12 protein-coding genes are annotated in these 16,598 nt (G+C 45.5%); 1 reads left to right on the top strand and 11 read right to left on the bottom strand.

Going from position 1 to position 16,598, the window contains the following annotated elements:
- Window positions 1-47: 47 nt before the first annotated feature.
- The 9 genes from EC604_RS11820 to EC604_RS11775 all read right to left on the bottom strand — a co-directional run bounded on the left by EC604_RS11820 (window position 48) and on the right by EC604_RS11775 (window position 13,842).
- The gene (locus EC604_RS11820) at window positions 48-1,739 is read right to left on the bottom strand and encodes an extracellular solute-binding protein (protein WP_123064364.1); all 1,692 of its coding nucleotides are present in this window, start codon (window positions 1,737-1,739) and stop codon (window positions 48-50) included.
- A gap of 124 nt (window positions 1,740-1,863) precedes the next feature.
- Window positions 1,864-3,492, bottom strand: coding sequence for a response regulator (locus EC604_RS11815; RefSeq protein ID WP_123064363.1), 1,629 nt, complete (start codon window positions 3,490-3,492; stop codon window positions 1,864-1,866).
- A 26-nt stretch (window positions 3,493-3,518) separates the two neighbouring features.
- On the bottom strand, window positions 3,519-5,273 hold the full coding sequence (locus EC604_RS11810) for a sensor histidine kinase (RefSeq protein WP_123064362.1): 1,755 nt from the start codon (window positions 5,271-5,273) through the stop codon (window positions 3,519-3,521).
- 548 nt (window positions 5,274-5,821) lie between these two features.
- Window positions 5,822-6,520 (bottom strand): hypothetical protein, encoded by a 699-nt coding sequence (locus tag EC604_RS11800; protein WP_123064360.1) that lies wholly within the window; start codon window positions 6,518-6,520, stop codon window positions 5,822-5,824.
- A 174-nt stretch (window positions 6,521-6,694) separates the two neighbouring features.
- On the bottom strand, window positions 6,695-8,224 hold the full coding sequence (locus tag EC604_RS11795; protein WP_123064359.1) for an ABC transporter substrate-binding protein: 1,530 nt from the start codon (window positions 8,222-8,224) through the stop codon (window positions 6,695-6,697).
- Window positions 8,225-8,366: 142 nt separating this feature from the next.
- Window positions 8,367-9,275, bottom strand: coding sequence for a carbohydrate ABC transporter permease (locus EC604_RS11790; protein WP_123064358.1), 909 nt, complete (start codon window positions 9,273-9,275; stop codon window positions 8,367-8,369).
- Window positions 9,276-9,292: 17 nt separating this feature from the next.
- On the bottom strand, window positions 9,293-10,279 hold the full coding sequence (locus tag EC604_RS11785; protein ID WP_192895093.1) for an ABC transporter permease: 987 nt from the start codon (window positions 10,277-10,279) through the stop codon (window positions 9,293-9,295).
- 181 nt (window positions 10,280-10,460) lie between these two features.
- Window positions 10,461-12,074 carry a response regulator transcription factor gene (locus EC604_RS11780; RefSeq protein WP_123064357.1) on the bottom strand — a complete coding sequence of 538 codons (1,614 nt, stop codon included), beginning with the start codon at window positions 12,072-12,074 and terminating at the stop codon, window positions 10,461-10,463.
- The gene (locus tag EC604_RS11775; RefSeq protein ID WP_123064356.1) at window positions 12,049-13,842 is read right to left on the bottom strand and encodes a sensor histidine kinase; all 1,794 of its coding nucleotides are present in this window, start codon (window positions 13,840-13,842) and stop codon (window positions 12,049-12,051) included. The genes EC604_RS11780 and EC604_RS11775 overlap by 26 nt, the downstream gene beginning before the upstream one ends.
- 303 nt (window positions 13,843-14,145) lie before the next feature.
- Between EC604_RS11775 and EC604_RS11770 the strand changes: the two genes are divergently transcribed.
- Window positions 14,146-15,561, top strand: a complete 1,416-nt coding sequence (locus EC604_RS11770; RefSeq protein ID WP_192895101.1) for a hypothetical protein — start codon at window positions 14,146-14,148, stop codon at window positions 15,559-15,561.
- Here EC604_RS11770 and EC604_RS11765 read toward each other — a convergent pair.
- Entirely contained in the window at window positions 15,554-16,165 is a 612-nt protein-coding gene (locus EC604_RS11765; protein WP_123064354.1) for a DUF4269 domain-containing protein, read from the bottom strand. The genes EC604_RS11770 and EC604_RS11765 overlap by 8 nt on opposite strands.
- Complete coding sequence (locus EC604_RS11760; RefSeq protein ID WP_090924399.1) at window positions 16,162-16,374, bottom strand: YwbE family protein; 213 nt, start codon at window positions 16,372-16,374, stop codon at window positions 16,162-16,164. Before EC604_RS11760 ends, EC604_RS11765 begins: the two co-directional genes overlap by 4 nt.
- Window positions 16,375-16,598: the final 224 nt, after the last annotated feature.

Here is a 16,598-nt window from a genome sequence, read left to right as displayed (position 1 = left end):
CGTCTGTGCGTCATTTTAGGCTTTACATTTTCATATCGTATAACCGCTTATTTTTTCACACCGTCATACCACTCGTTCACTTCTTGAGTGATCTGATCGCCGCCACCGGATTTCCATGTTTGAACAAAGGTATCAAACGCATCTACCGGACTCTTACCATAAATAATTTCATTAAACGTTTGGTTCTCAATTTTGTTCAGATAGTCAAGCTTCGATTTCATTGTTTTGGTTGTAGGCCCTGTGAACATGTTTTTGAAAGAAATATCTTTCTGTTCAAGCAACACTTTCGCTGCGTTAGGTGTCTCTTTACCATAGTTCGCGGCTACATCTTTTTCCAATTTGGTTTCCGGCTCTTTGCCATCAGCCAAATTCATCAAAGCTTTCATTTGTGCATCCGGAATACGGGCCCCATCACGCACGAGCAAATAACGTACTACGTTGACATGCCCGCCATCGATGTCTTCATACCGTTTTTGTTTTCCGTTTGCATCTAGTTGGTAGTCATAACCTTCAAACAGACCGTTATCATATTCACTTCCTGGTTTCGGATCTGCATAATTATCAAACAGATAGTTTTGATACGTAAAGAATGCTTCTGGATGTTCCATGTCTTTCTTGATCAAAGTAACACCATTGACAAATGATGTACCATGGCGCATCGCTTTGCCATCAGGACCACTTGGGATCTCAATTGGTTTCCAGACTGCACCTGGAACGTTTTTCACCGTATCATTCAGTGGCCATCCGCTCATCCAGTATGGACCGGGAATAATGCCGGCTGTACCTGCAACGGCCGGTTCTGCCGTTTTGTTTTCATCCCACAGCGCTGCTTCCTGAGGAATATAACCTTTTGTCAGCCATTCATTCAGCTTCGTCAACCCTTGTTTCATGCCTGGATTAACCGAACCATACTCCAGTTTTCCATCTGCACCTACATTCCATTGTTGAGGTAAGGCACCATATGCGCCGAAGATCCAAGATGGATCTCCCATCCATGTGTTCATGGATTTCTTGAAACCAATGCTGAGCGGTGTCACCTTGTCGGGAGCCAGTCCATCCGGATTTTTATTTTTGAAGGCTTCCATTACGGCTTCCAGCTCGTCAATGGTTTTTGGCGCTTTCATATTCAGCTTGTCCAGCCAGTCTTGACGAATCCAGAGCAGGTAATCGTTGTTGTACGCGTAATCCAGTACAGGAATACCCATTCTTTTACCGTCACGGCTGTATTGATTCCATACGTTTGGATCTTGCTCCATTGCTTTTTTCCATGTGTCTGAAGCATATTTATCGAACAACGGTCCAGCTTCCTGATACATACCCGAGTCAATCAAATCTTGAGCAACCAGATTGTCCGGTTGTCCAATCGTAACGATATCAGGCATTTCCTGACCGGAAGACATCGCCAAACGCAACTTTGTTGCGAATGCACTGTTCGTATCCGTCACAGACCAAAGGGATTTGATATCAATACCAAATTTGTCCTTTGCCCATTTGGTAGCTACGTTATTTTCCATGGATTCGCCGTTTTTAAATTTCAGTTCCGGGTCAATTCCCCATGCCGTCGTGATCGTTACTGCCGGATCATACTTTTCCTTGTATTCATTTTGAGCTCCCGTGGAGCTTGGCGCTGCACTCTCTTTGCTTTCATTGCCGCCTGAACATCCTGCAAGCACGACAGTCAGACACAGCGTTGTAGCGAGAAGCGACAAGAATCTCTTTTTCGTTGATTGCGCTCTCATGTTGTTCCCCCTTAAATCGTTTTGGTTACCCTTTCATTATAGGACGGGTCAGGTACATCAGCCTATGATACGAAATCAAGATTTCTGCACCTTTGCCAACCTATATGCTCGAATGATGTTGTATTTATGTCTGATCCCGGAATTCATTCGGTGTCAACCCATAATGTTTTTTGAACATTTTGCTGAAATATTGCGGATTTTGATATCCGAGTTCACTCGTAATCTCATATATCTTTTTATTCGTATTTTTGAGCAGATACAACGCCCTTTCCATACGCATGCGAATCATATAATCTCCCAGGCCCTCGCCTGTCTCTGCTTTATATATTTTCGAAAGGTATACCGGATGTAGATAGACTTTATCCGCGATCATCTTCACAGAGAGGTCTTGCCCGGTGTCTCTTGTCACTAATTCCTGTACCTGCTTGATGACATGTCTGCGGCTCTGTGCGCCTTCCTGATCCGACAGTTCCTCTTGTAGCTTCGCCAGCATGTCCATTGCCCAGTGACGTAGCTTTTCTGGAGATTGGATCAACTGATGAGCCAGCAAAAGATCAAACCCAGCATGATCGATCTCATGAACCAAGTGACCCTGTTTGTGCGCAATATACATAAAAGCATTGGTAACCGACAGGTACATCTCATACACATGCTCTCTGGACAAACAAACCTGCTCCGCCGCATCAAAAACGGCATTCAACTTTGCGGCTGCTGTCTCCCATTGTTTGGTCTCCAGTAACTGAGGCAACACCGGTGGCTTGTATAACTCTTCAAGAGCCCGAGCCGCATCATTTTCAGGGCGCTTGTTTATGGTATTTTCCATGTCCATATAGATGATTTTGTGTTCTTCCGGTCCCGAAAGAACAAGAGAACCTAGACTTTTACGATAAACGTTGGTAAGTTCTTTAAAAGAAAACGGCGGGATCACAACGATCGACAAATCCCCCTGTAGGTAACGCACCACATGTTCCCGGAAGGTCTCGGCAGCATTACGTAATCTACTGTTGACCAGCGGGGAATCTTCCCCCTCTTCCCTATGCTGCAGAAACATCACCAGGCAATCATGTGGCCCTCGGCTGAACCAGACATGATATGTCTCCCCAAGCACTTCCTCGGCGATGTTTCCAACAGCAAAATCCATCAAATCAAGGGACTGCTGATCCATGGATACAAAACGTCCTGCAAGACGAATCAGCATCATAGCAGCAGGCTGTTCCGGCTCCATATGAAGTTCATACTGCTCTAACTGCTCACGTAGCGCTTTCGATGAAATCTCTCGGCCAAGCAACAAATCATGCATCAGATTCTCTCTTAGAATCTTGTAATCAGATTTACGACTGTAAAGGAGACGATGATATTTGTCGAACTCATCCCATTCATCCCGCAGTGAGGTAATCGCCGCTGATACCGAACTCATAAACTCATCATCGTTGACAGGCTTTAAAATATAATCAGCCGCCTGTAATTGAATTGCCTTTTTGGCATAATCAAAGTCACTGTGACCTGTCAGCAGAATACAGCGAACATGAGGCCAGCGCCGATTTACTTCCGAAATCAAATCAAGGCCTGTCATACCCGGCATGCGAATATCTGTAACGACGATGTCGACTGCATTATCTTCCATAATCTCCAGTGCTTCCTTGCCCGATGCCGCACGCAACACCGTTGAGACTCCAAGTTCCCCCCAAGGAATCGTTAATTCCAAACTTTCCGTTACATATGTTTCATCATCCACAAGCAATATATCAATCACTGTAGTCACTCCCTAGTCACTTAAATTCACTCTGTGTCTTTCAGTAGTGGTTGTTGTTCTACTGGCCATGACAAGGTCACACGAACTCCCCCGAGCTCTGATTCCGTGAGCTTGATGCCGCCTTTCCCTCCATACCTGAGTTGCAGCCTTTGATTCACGTTCCACAATCCGCAGCCCATCTCCTGATCCATCGTACCTGCAAGTTTGATCAGCATCGCTTCGCGTTCTTCTTGTGTCATCCCTTGTCCATCATCTTCGACAATTAAAAAAAGTGTACCGTCCCGTTGCTCACCAGATACTCGAATCTCACCAGCTTCTGCATCCGCCTCAATACCATGGATGACCGCATTTTCAACCAGAGGCTGTACGATTAGCGGAGGCACTTCAATCCGCAACATGTCTTCTGGCAGATCCAGCGTGTAGTGGATACGTTCCATACGCATACGCTGAATTTCAAGATAGTTAGTCACAAATTCAATCTCTTCAGATAACGGAACGACATCCCGCTCCTGTCTTGTGGTGTACCTGTAATACCTCGACAGGTTGTGCGACATAGCCACCACAGCATCGACTCGCTTCAGCTTCGCCATACTCGTAATGAACGAGAAACAGTTATAGAAGAAATGCGGGTTAATCTGTGACTGCAATTGCTTTAAACGTGCTTCCCGGACATGGATCTGCTCGAGATATACGTGCTCAAACAACTGTTGAATCTTTTCCACCATCGAATTAAAACGTTCAGACAGATAACTGAACTCATTACGACCTTTGGGCTCAATACGAACCGAATAATCTTCTTGCTTCAATCGCTGGAAACCGCGAATCAATTGCTTCACTGGTACTTGAACTTGCACATATAACAAGTACGCCGCAATACAACTCATCAGTAGCAGACAGATCATCGCAGAATAAAACAGCTGATTCGACTGGTGAATCGGTTTCAAAATATCCGACAGTGGCATATAATCGACCAAATACCAGCCGGTTGTGCTCGATTTTACGGAATTGACCATGTATGGCTCATCTCCAATAACAATCGTACGATTTTCCACATCTTGTAACGTGTGGCTGGATAATTCATGGATCAATTGATCGGTCAGCGTGCGGTCCGATGTCCGATTATAGATCACCCCTGTTCCTTCACGAAAATAGAACGGATCATGTCTGCCGTCGCCTTTGAATTTGTCGAGCATATCCCGAATATTATCACTGTCGAACTCAAGCTTGATTATCGTTTCTGCATTCTCCGCAGGATTCTCGATGCCATAAGGGGATACCGTGATCCAGCTAAATTTGAACCGATCATTTTGCCCATCGTTAATCTTGTGCACATCCCAGCCAGAGATAATATTTTCTTTTAAAGCCTGCTTGTCGTAAGTACCAGCATCTCGCTCCGAGATCACCCTGCCAAGGGAGGGAGAGTACAGATATAATTTGGTCTCCCAGTTAGAGGAGCTCTCCTGAATACTCAGCTTGTTCTGGATTCGCTTGACGAGATTAATAGTATCCAAATCAAAATAACGACTCTCCGCAAATATCCGCCGAAAACTCGCAATATCGGGGTCATGAATCAGCAAGTTGGGCCAGGACGATAACAACTCAATATTTGTGTTGACCTGATTTTGAAAAAACTCAAGCTGATTGCTATTTGAACGGTTAAGCTCAGCCCTTAGTACAGCTGTTGTTTTATGATTCGAATACCAGTACAGGAGTACAACGGGAATAAGCATGATCAGAATTAAAATGACCATCTTGGAAAACAGATTTGTCCGGTATGACATGGAAGTTTCATCTCGCTTTTTTATTTTTTTACTTAAATTATAAGTTAACTCTTTTTTTACACATTAACGGAAAGGATAGAAAAAACCTGGAAAAGCGAAGCGTTCGCCTAAAAGCTTTCTGCAAGAAAGCTGCATCGGAAGCATACGCTTATCACCGGATTTCCCCTTTGGAAAAGGGAATTCAAAAAAATCTGGGGATAACAGCGATTGAAAGGTTATTCTGTCATCGGAGTGGGCTGTGTAAAATCTGTAGTTTAACTTATATCGTGACATTAATTGTAGTCAAATTGGTTGTAATTACAATCTATTTCTTGCACGCAGGCAAATCCAATCAAGAGAGTGCCCCACTATCTATCCTAAACATTGTCTCTCTTGTGGAAAAGGAGATAAACCCAATTTATCAGCACTAAATTCAACTTCCGCACATAAAAAAACCGGCATACCTGCCGGTTCCGTCCGTATAAGCAAAGCTTGCTTTTATATTTTCCTTGTGCAAGTGATTCATTATATGTGTTATGTACTTGGATCTAAATTCCGTATATCACGAACTAAGGAATGTCATAATCGAAAACCGTATTTCTCCCATCGACTGCCACATCTAATACAATATCCTTCAAATTGCCCCTCACTTCGAGCGGGCTTTCTGCCACCCCCGAAAATTCAAGTGTACCCGTGAATGTTTTCCTTGGCTCAATCCGAATTGGTTTCGCCTCTAAATGAACCGACTGTAAAGATTCGGACAGCGGATCATCCTGATTTGAATAGCTTCCATACAAATCAGGTTTAATCATTACAGCCACCGCAGAGTTACTGTAATTTTTCAGCGTCAATTCACAGGTTGCCAAGGCATATCCATTGGATGACACATCATAGGTGCATGAGCTGTCATTCTGCATGTAAGATATGCTATTCATGCCTGTCGCTCCCCATTTTACCACGTACATCAACTTGTCTGTCATAAATGAATAACAGAATATGATCGACAGAACAGCAATCCATAACGTTTTTGCCACAAGTGGAAACTTACACATGATCTCTTTACGCGTAAGATAATATCCGCAGGCTAGCATGCCAAGTCCAAAGTACATCGTGATGTGTACACCACTTAAATAGGATGTGGTATACGGAGAAATACCAATGAATAATAACAGCGAATCCCCTACTGAGAAACCGAGATGATGTTTAAAGGTAAAGATGATGGCAAACAGTAATAATCCCCCTGAGAACACAAGCCTGGTTCTCGACACGCAAACACCTCCTAATAATCCACCATATTATATCATATTTTTCCTGTTTTTGATTAACGATCCAGACACAAAAAAAGGAGTTATCGGTTTTTACCGATAACGTCCTCTTTGGAACTCTCCAAGATGAGATGCATAAGATGATGGAAACATGCGATCTCTCAGGATAGCGCTGTATTATTTTTGAGCCAAAAATGCGTCCAGTTGTTCTTGTTTCGCCGCGATAATTTTATCGATGCCTGCTGCTTTTAATTTTTCCAAATACTTCGGAATCATTTCATTCGGGTCAACAGCACCCGAGGTCATGCCCGGCTTAAACTGTTTATTGACGTTATTTACAGCCGCAATTTCATTTTTAACCGACTGGCTGTTAAATGTGAAACCAAGGGCAGGAGATTTTACGCCTTTAGCATTAAACTCCTTGAATTTTTCCCATTTCTGCGGATCTTCGTTATCCCACAGATAGTTCAGGAACTGGTTACCCAGTTGCCATTGTGCACCTGGATTGTAGGTACGACTGTTCGCATCTACGCCGTCAGGCAGCTTAATGATATTCTCTTGACCTTCTACTTTTACATAGTGTTTACCTTCGATACCGAAATTGAGCAAATTGTTAATTTCTTTGTCGGAGTGCAACAAGTTAATGACTTGCATTGCTTTCTCCGGCTGTTCAGAAGAACGGGAGATTGCAAGCATCGCACCAGAGGCATCACCGGTTGTAATCGTTGGACTAGTCATCTCAATTTGTGTGAGCGGATGTCCTACATAACCTTCCTCTTCCTTATCTTTACCTGGCTTCATACCATCCGTCCACATAAAAGCTTTGCCGGCTTTCGCCTGATCTTTCGGGAATACATTAGATGTAGCTGCATCACTGTTGATGTAACCCGCTTGATACCATTTACGTGCAAGTTCGGCTGCTTCTTTGAATTCCGGTGTTTCCACCTCATTCAGCACAGTAGTCCCACCTGCTGTTTTGGAGATCACGCCAGGTACAGAGGCATCACCGAGGTAATCCCAGTCGAGATTTTCAAGCAATCCGTTACCATTTGTATTGGACATATAGAACGGAGTAACGGACGGTTCATTTTCCTTAATCGTTTTGAGCAGTGGTTCCAGATCGGCCCATGTTTTAACTGCTGTCAGGTCCAGTTTGTATTTATCAGCAAGATCCTTGCGCACCAGCACGCCACGTGTGGCAGCAAGTTCCTTGTTCGTTGGTACACCATAGTTGACGCCATCTACCTGGGAACCTTCCAGGAAGGCAGGGTCCAGATTTTTCTTAATATCCTGACCGTATTTATCCAGCAGTTCATTCAGCGGCAAGAATGCACCCTTCGCCACGTTTACCGTGTAGTTCTGCCAAGCAGCGGTAAAGATAATGTCTGCCTTTTCCCCAGAGGAGATCATCAGGTTCAGCTTGTTATCCCACTGTCCCCAGTCCACAGCATTAATTTTGATGGTTGCTCCAATCTTTGGCTCCATCTTTTTGTTAATTTCTGCTTCCACAAGAGCGACATCTTTCTGAGGTGTGCCCGGATAGAACAACGATACCTCATAGGGCTTTTCATTGTTTGTGTTCGGCGTACTGCCTTCAGCACCAGGTGTTGCAGAGTTTCCCTTATCTGACGAACAGCCCGCGAGCACCAGTGCCAGTGCCATGGCCGCTGCCGTCATACGTGACCAACCTTTTAACGATTGAACCAATTGAACCCCTCCTGTTCATATAATGGACCCTTGTCTTCCACACCCTTACCGTTCTTCCCCAATTCCTCATAAACGGCAAGCTTTCTGTATATGCCCTTTCGTCTATCTTCGGTTGACCATACTCACTCCTAACCGGCCGGAGTTAACCTTTCACAGCACCTACCGTCAGACCTTTGATGAAGTAACGCTGGAAGAATGGATACGCCAGTACGATTGGACCGATACCGACGACAGCCATCGCCATTTGCAGCGTTTTGTTTGGTAGATTCAGAAGTCCGCCCTGCGATGAGATCTGTGAAGAAACGTTAGAGTTGGTTGTTAAATATTGAATATCGAGCAGCGTCCGGTACATAAGGTACTGAAGGCTGATCGTCCGATTATCCGAAATGAAAATCATACTAAGATACCAGTCATTCCAGTAGTTCAGCGTACTGAACAGCGCGACGGTTGCCATAACGGGCAAGGAAAGCGGCAGTACAATTCGCAAAAACGTTTTCAATTCACCTGCTCCATCAATACGAGCTGATTCCAGAATGGATACCGGAATGGAGTTCGCAAAGAACGTACGCATGACAAGTACAAAAAACGGTGATAGGAGCAACGGCAGGATCAAGGCAAAGATCGAGTTTTTCAAATCCAGGACGTTGACGTAAACCAGATACCAAGGAACCAAGCCCCCGTTAAATAACATCGTGAAGAAGATGAAAAAGGCGAACCAGCCCCGGTATGGCAAGTCTCTTCGTGAGAGCGGATAGGCATATAATGCGGTCAGCGCAACACTCGTAATCGTACCAACGACCGTTACAATAATAGAAACTCCATACGAGTGGATGATCTGATCCATATCTTTAAAGAGGAATTCATAGGCCGTTAGGCTGAATTGCTCCGGTATTAGCTTGTAGCCATTCGCAACAACGGTTGTCTCGTCCGAGAAAGAGATGGCGAAGACCAGTATGATCGGCACGATACAGGCAATGGCGTAGAATAAAAACATGAAATGAATGACAGCAGCAGAACGCTTGGATACAGCTAATGGATCACGTGTTTTCACAACTGACTTGCCTCCTCTCAAAATAGTGCATTATCTTTGTCAATCCGTCTGACGATGGTGTTGGACACCAGCACCAGTACAAATCCGACAATCGCTTGATATAGACCTGCCGCAGATGACATCCCGATGTCTCCACCAATGAGGAATGTCCTATATACATACGTATCAAGAACGTTGGTTACAGGGAACAGCGCGCCTGATTCCAGCGGAACCTGATAGAACAAGCTGAAGTCTGCATAGAAGATCCGGCCAATCTGAAGCAATGTCATAATGACAATCAGCGGGATCAAAAACGGAATGGTGATAAAACGAATCTGATGCCACTTCGATGCACCATCCAGCACAGCCGCTTCATAATATTCTTCGTCAATGCCCACAACAGCGGCCAGATAAATGACGGCATAATAACCGATATTTTTCCACGTATTCACGAGCGGCAGGATATACGGCCAATACTTCGGTTCCGAGTACCAGTCAATCGGCTGGCCTCCAAACATTTGCAGTATGGTTGAGTTCATAAATCCCGAGTCCTTGCCGAGGAAAGCCAAAACGAGATAACTGACCACGATCATCGATAGAAAATAAGGCAACAACATCAGAGACTGATACAGTTTGGACATCGCTTTGTTTTTGACTTCGTTGAGTAAAATGGCGAGACCTACACCGACAATCAGATTAAGTGCAATAAACACGGTGTTGTATGCAAGGGTGTTTCGTGTAATTTCCCATGCATCGCTGGTTGAGAACAGGTATTTAAAATTGTCCCACCCGCTCCACGGGCTTCCCCAGATTCCATCCGCGTAGTTTACATTTTTGAATGCGATCAGAACGCCGAACATCGGCATATAATTGTTTACCAGCAGAAACAGAATGCCTGGCAGAAACATCAGGTAAAGTACCTTGTACTTGCCAAGATTGTACAACACGGACTTGCGCTTTCGAACCGTGCCTTCCGGTATCTCCGATATCCGTACGCCCTTACCCGCTTGGGGTTGTGTCTTCATAACGTGTTCTCCCTCACTCCTCTTGAATTCTTCCTCAGGATGAAGCTCCGTGCGCCTCCTGTGGTTCAAGTATACGGCGGGGCGATCAAGTCCTCTATCTGCTGTGGTGACCTATTCAGTTATCAAATTATGACTTTCATTCCATAAAAAACATACAAAAAGCGCAGCATGCTGCGCCTGATTACATGGTTCTGGATTGTTTGCGAAACTCTTGCGGCGTAATGCCGGTGCATTTTTTGAACATTTTCGTAAAATGGGAGTAGTTATAGTATCCGACTTTACCTGCAATATCCGTTACCTTGACGGTGGATTGAGATAACAATGTTTTCGCCATGGCCACTCTGCGCTGAAGGATAAACTCGGACAGAGACATTCCCTTTTCTTTACGGAACAAACGGGACAAATATGCCGGATTAAATCCTGCAAAAGCAGCCAGTTCCTCCCGCATCAGTTCTTCTCCAATGTGATTTTCAATATAGATACATAACTGATCCACAATCGACATCGGGTTCTGATCGTCCGGATACAATACGGGAATGACACGATCAATGAGATCAAGTGTCCATTGTTTCAACTGCGGCAATGACCTCGTGACTACGGCTTCTTCCGGCTCCCGTTCTCCGGGATACAAGCTGCGAATGGATACATTATTCTGATGCAGAAGCGGATAGACAACGTGCAACATCGCATGATAATAAAGCCGTAACATCTCTGGAGATAACCCTTCCTGAGCAGCAAGTAAATCGAAGATTTCATCCACACGTTCACGCAAATCTTCTACCTTGCCGGTTTCAAAAAGGATGGACAGCTCCGAGAACCACGGGATAGGCAAAAACCGATCCTCCTGATCTCGATCCCGCTCATCATACACAAAAACCTCTTCAAGCTCTTTAATGTTGCGGCGCTCCATGTCCATGAGTTCATTCAACATGCCTTGCAATTCGGTTACAGCTACCGGTGCGCCTACATAACAGGATAACCGGCAGTAGAAGTATGTGCCGCACTCCTGAATGTAACGCTGACAACGCTGCTGCGCTTCACTGGCGGCAAGGATGACATCATCTTGTTCGTAGGCTAGCACAATATTTAAGCCACTGTGATCTTGGAACACTTCACCCAGTTTGTCTCCGAGCAATATTTCTCTGGCTGCGTTACGTAGAGCGTATTCCAGTACCTCTTCATCGCGCAGATTAAATTCACGTACCCACTCTTCAACGGAGATCACGATGGGCAGAACACGCACCTCGGGATCAATCTCTGCACCGTACAGTTCAGCAAGCTGCTGCAGCCGTTGTGGAGTAAGTGCACTTCGCTGAGACACAGCGTCCTTCCAGAAACGTTCCGTCAGGAGTGGTTTATGGGTTTTCCAGCGTTTGTATACGGTTTCGTAAACTTCGTTCGTTCGGGTACGCTGCTCTCCGTCTCTAATCTTCTCCAATGCTCGTGTAACGACTTTAAGCAGTTGGTCTGCGGGAGCAGGTTTCAACAGATAATCAAAGCTGTTCAGTTTGATGGCCGTCTGTGCATAATCGAATAACGCATGACCTGTCAGAAAAATGGTCAGGATACCAGGGTCATGCTTCAATACCCAGCTCTGCAGGTCGAGCCCGGTTTCCCCAGGCATCTCGATGTCGCAAATCAGAATGTCGATAGCACGGGTTCGGATGACCTGCCTTGCTTCCTCAACATCACAAGCACCGAATACCTGGTCAATTCCGGCTGCATTCCAGTCCACTCCCTCCAGCATGGCTTGCAGGGCATACACTTCATCATCCACGATCAACAGGTTCCGCATGAGTTCCTCCTTCTTGCTCCTCGGTCTGAGCAGGCAAATAAATGCTTACTGCAGCGCCTCCGTCTATCCTATTTTCAAACGTTAACCCGGCCTCTGGACCATACTTCACCAGCAACCGATGTGCAACATTCCATATCCCGATGTGCTGTCCTCCGGGATCTTTGGCATATTCTCCCCGTTGCAGTTGCTCTAGCAGCACTGGTTCGAACCCAACCCCGTTGTCCACAATTTGTAATTGAAGCATACTATCTCCGCCCTGACTACTGGACGCTTCCGTCAGGCATGCAGTAATTCGAATCACAAACGACTGCATTCTGCGTTGGAAGCCATGGATAATCGCATTCTCTACAAAAGGCTGAATCGTCAGCGGCGGAAGCACAACATGTCCCACCTCCGGATCAATATCCAGTTCAAAATCCAGTTTACTCGGGAATCTTAACTTCTGAATCTCAAGATAATGCCGAATGTGCTCTATCTCTTCATGCAGTGTGATCACACGTTTGCCAGCCCTTAAGCTGGATCTGAAATAATCAGCCAGATGACCAGCCATCTGTTGCACCAGTTCATGTTTTTGAAGGGAAGCCAGGCTATGAATAATATTCAAGGAGTTCAGATAAAAGTGAGGATTAATCTGCATTTGCAATTGCTTGAATTCCGCCTCTCGCGTACGCAGTTGCTCCTCATACACATCAATCTTCAAATGCTGAATTTCCTGAATCATCTGATTAAAGCTGCGTGTCACGAATTCCAGTTCAGACGAAGACGGTGCCTCCAGCGTTACATCGAGTTCCCCCCGACTGACTCTTCTCATTCCCCGAATTAGCGCATTCATCGGACGGAACAGAAGCTGTCTTAGGAAGAAAAGTGCTGTGATCAATATAACGGCCGCTCCGATCGGAAGTAACCTGATGATCTGCTGAAAAAACGGCAAGTTACGCATCATGTCTTCCTCCGGCAACAAGACGATGTAGTTCATCTCCGACATGGCGGAGGGAATGCCTACCATTAAATACTGACGAGTTGCGCTACCCGGCTCCGAGATGACCTGATACGGACTTTCCAAATCGGTCAAATGATCGCCGACCAACTTGATCTGCTCCTTATTTAACGTAGAATCGGATAATGGTCTGCCATCAGGTGTAACGATAACCGCTCCACCTCTGTCACCCGACTCAGCAAACTGTTGTGTGTCATTCAGCGCATTCATATCGACCAGTGCGCCAGCATAGAACTGCTGATTAATACGCACCGTTTTCACAAGTGCATTAAATGATCCTCCGCGGACGATGCTCCATTCCGGCCTTTGGATATCACCTTCGAGCTGCCGCATCTGTGCAGGCATATTGCGCTGTACCACCGATTTTTTAATATCATAATTGCCAGCGGTTGCCAGCAACAGGTCATCATTCACCGCGTCATACAAATAAAAAGAATCGATAAGATTATAGAAACCGATATCGGTCATAAACTTGTTCATGATTCGCTGCTTGGCAATGATATAATCTCCACTTCCGTATTCCAGAAAAAACAGCGAGATAATATCCGGGTCACGCTCGCCCAAACTGTATAGATATCGATTTGTTTCCTGTAATACACGCTCATTTTGTTCCACGTTTTTGGCCAAATGGTTCATATTCGTAAGGGATACCTTATCACGTACGACCTTCATGGCGTAGACATTGTTATAGTACAGCAGCATAAAAAGCGGCAGCATGATTAGCGTTAGTCCAACAATAAATTTAAAGCGTAATGAACGGATCAAGTTCATACATTAACGTCCTTTTGATTCAGGCTGGGCTGAATTTTTTCTAATTTCTACCTAAAGATGGCATGTATATTGTAATCACCTCAGTTTGACGTTGTCTATCAGGTTCGGTGACCCTCGAATGTGTGTTATCGTGACTTGTTATAGTCATAGTCCCCTGTCGTGTGTTTGCTCGTTGCACTCATATAATTCTCTGAATGTAAAAAAAATCCTGCTGCCTCCCTCCACGAACACCTAGGCTTGACATGCATAGGATATAGCACTCCCAGGATCGATGACCGGGGATGCAGGGAGGCTGTCATCATGGTGAATATTCAACTTGTACCATTGCATTATGTGTATTTGGCGTTTATTGTCCTCATTATTGCTGTCTTGGTTCGCCGCAAAGATACAACGATGATCTGTGTCGCAGGCATTATGACCATTGGACTGCTGGCAACTGAAACATTAAGCGGTTCCGTTACCGGGGTTTTTAACAGTTTTATCTACGCAACGAAGGAATTGCTAAGTACAATCTTTATCATCTCAATTATTGTGGCGATGAGCCGTGTTTTAATCCGAACAGGTATTAATGAAATCATGGTCACGCCGCTCACCCGATTTATTCGCACGCCTCAAGCTGCATACTGGGGCATTGGACTCATTATGATGGTCGTATCTTTATTTTTTTGGCCATCTCCTGCAGTAGCCTTGATTGGAGCAGTACTTTTACCGGTAGCGGTTCGCGTAGGTTTACCTCCGATTGGAGCTGCAATCGCGATGAACCTGTTTGGACATGGCATTGCCTTGTCAGGGGATTACATTATTCAAGGCGCTCCCAAACTTACTGCAGACGCAGCAGGTCTTCCTGTTACGTCAGTGATGGTTGCCAGTGTTCCTCTCGTCGTAGTCATGGGCATGGTATCTACTCTTACCGCCTTCTGGATGCTTCGCAAAGAGATGAACACCATCAAATGGAAGGTACAAGAGTTTACTCACCCACAACAGTCAGCGTCTGAGTCACCGTCAGAACCAAATCAGTCTGCACCGGTTCCGACATTGCCTCTCCGTCTGAGAAAAACCTTCGCCCTGCTTATTCCGTTGTTGTTCGCACTAGATGTTGTACTCATGTTTATTCTGAACCTGCAGGGCGGAGATGCAACAGCGTTAATTGGCGGAACCGCAGTTGTTATTCTGATTGCCGTTTCTCTTGCAGCACACGGTCACAGTGGATCAGAAGAAACAACCCATTATTTAATTGAAGGATTCCAGTTCGGGTTCAAAGTATTTGGTCCAGTTATTCCGATTGCTGCATTCTTTTATCTCGGTGATGCTGCTATAACAGAGTTATTTGTGAATCCACTTCCTGAGGGGTCACACGGGATCGTCAATGATCTTGGCGTTGCACTTGCGGGGATTGTGCCTATGAATGGAACTGTTGGGGCGATTACGATGACCGTCACTGGGGCTGTAACCGGTCTGGATGGTTCTGGCTTTTCGGGAATTTCCCTCGTGGGTTCGATTGCTGCCATGTTTGCAGGTACGACAAACGCGGCTCCGGTACTTACCGCACTGGGCCAAGTAGCCGCAATCTGGGTTGGCGGCGGAACGTTGATTCCGTGGGCGTTAATTCCGGCTGCCGCCATTTGCGGGGTCAGCCCGTTTGAACTTGCGAGGCGTAATCTGAAACCGGTTATCATCGGATTAACAGTAACTACGATTGTAGCGATCTTCCTCATTTAAATGTGACGCGTGACCTGGCAAAGTCCCATAGCTCTGGCTCCTGCAGGCTGGCTAGATCACGCATGGCTATGTAAGGATCACCCTCTAACCCAAGCACATGGGCGAAGGCAGGCTCTGTTTTCCACCCTGATTGCTTCAGTCTGCGAATCTCGCGGTGCCCTGCTTCTCCCCATAACTGCAACAAACTCCATTCGACCTGCATATGTAAGTAAGCGTGCTGCTGATACACAGGAGTCGCTTGGGCAAATATTTCAATAGGCCATAACCCCAAGCTCAGTTTACATGTGACATATGCTTTCTGATTTAAGACATGATTTTCGTACGTCCACTCTGTTCTTCCGTTCACCGCGATGCCCTCTAGTTGCCTAGCCATCTCGACTTGGAAAGCGTTCAGATCTTCTGAATAACACAGGATGTCCAGATCACTATCAGGAAGATCCACGTCAATCGGTACCGTGCCCGCAGGGTACGCAGCGTGGGCAGAAAGCATGAAAAGTAGTCCGCTCTCGTGCAAAACACGGTAAGCATCTTGTTGGCGTTGATTGCCAACCGACAGGTGTGTCATCACTTTTTTGGTCGTATCCAGCCTCCCGTTCACACTCATTGCGGATGATTACCTGCAGAAATCACTTGTTTCACTCGCCCCACTTGACCGTTTGTCAATCTCACTTTGATCCCGTGGGGATGTGAAGGAGACTTGGTTAACAAATCCTTGACGATGCCTCTTGTCAGTTTGCCACTGGATTGATCCTGTTTCAGCACGATATCTACCTCTAGACCAGGTCTGATGTCCGCTCTCTTTTGTCCATTCAACTTGTTCACCTACTCTATTAACATAATAGTGTCTGATATATAAAGACTTTATCTATTGTAGACGTTTCGATTGTAAAACAAAAGCGCAGGACTTGTTTCCGAACATTTTGCGACATCCCGCCAAACGAGGTTAAATGAATAACTACATGACAAACAGCCGCAAAGCATCATTAGTTCAGCTTGATTGCGGCTGTGATTAGTATAGACATAAAAAAAAATATATT

The sequence above is a fragment of the Paenibacillus amylolyticus genome (assembly GCF_003719335.1).
In the GTDB taxonomy this organism is placed as follows: domain Bacteria; phylum Bacillota; class Bacilli; order Paenibacillales; family Paenibacillaceae; genus Paenibacillus; species Paenibacillus amylolyticus_D.
This window is presented reverse-complemented; position numbering and strand designations above follow the sequence as displayed.

Excerpts from the sequence above, each read along its gene's own strand:
- EC604_RS11820 (WP_123064364.1), bottom strand. The coding sequence starts at position 1,739 with ATGAGAGCGCAATCAACGAAAAAGAGATTCTTGTCGCTTCTCGCTACA.
- EC604_RS11810 (WP_123064362.1), bottom strand. The coding sequence starts at position 5,273 with ATGTCATACCGGACAAATCTGTTTTCCAAGATGGTCATTTTAATTCTG.
- EC604_RS11785 (WP_192895093.1), bottom strand. The coding sequence starts at position 10,279 with ATGAAGACACAACCCCAAGCGGGTAAGGGCGTACGGATATCGGAGATA.
- EC604_RS11780 (WP_123064357.1), bottom strand. The coding sequence starts at position 12,074 with ATGCGGAACCTGTTGATCGTGGATGATGAAGTGTATGCCCTGCAAGCC.
- EC604_RS11775 (WP_123064356.1), bottom strand. The coding sequence starts at position 13,842 with ATGAACTTGATCCGTTCATTACGCTTTAAATTTATTGTTGGACTAACG.
- EC604_RS11765 (WP_123064354.1), bottom strand. The coding sequence starts at position 16,165 with ATGAGTGTGAACGGGAGGCTGGATACGACCAAAAAAGTGATGACACAC.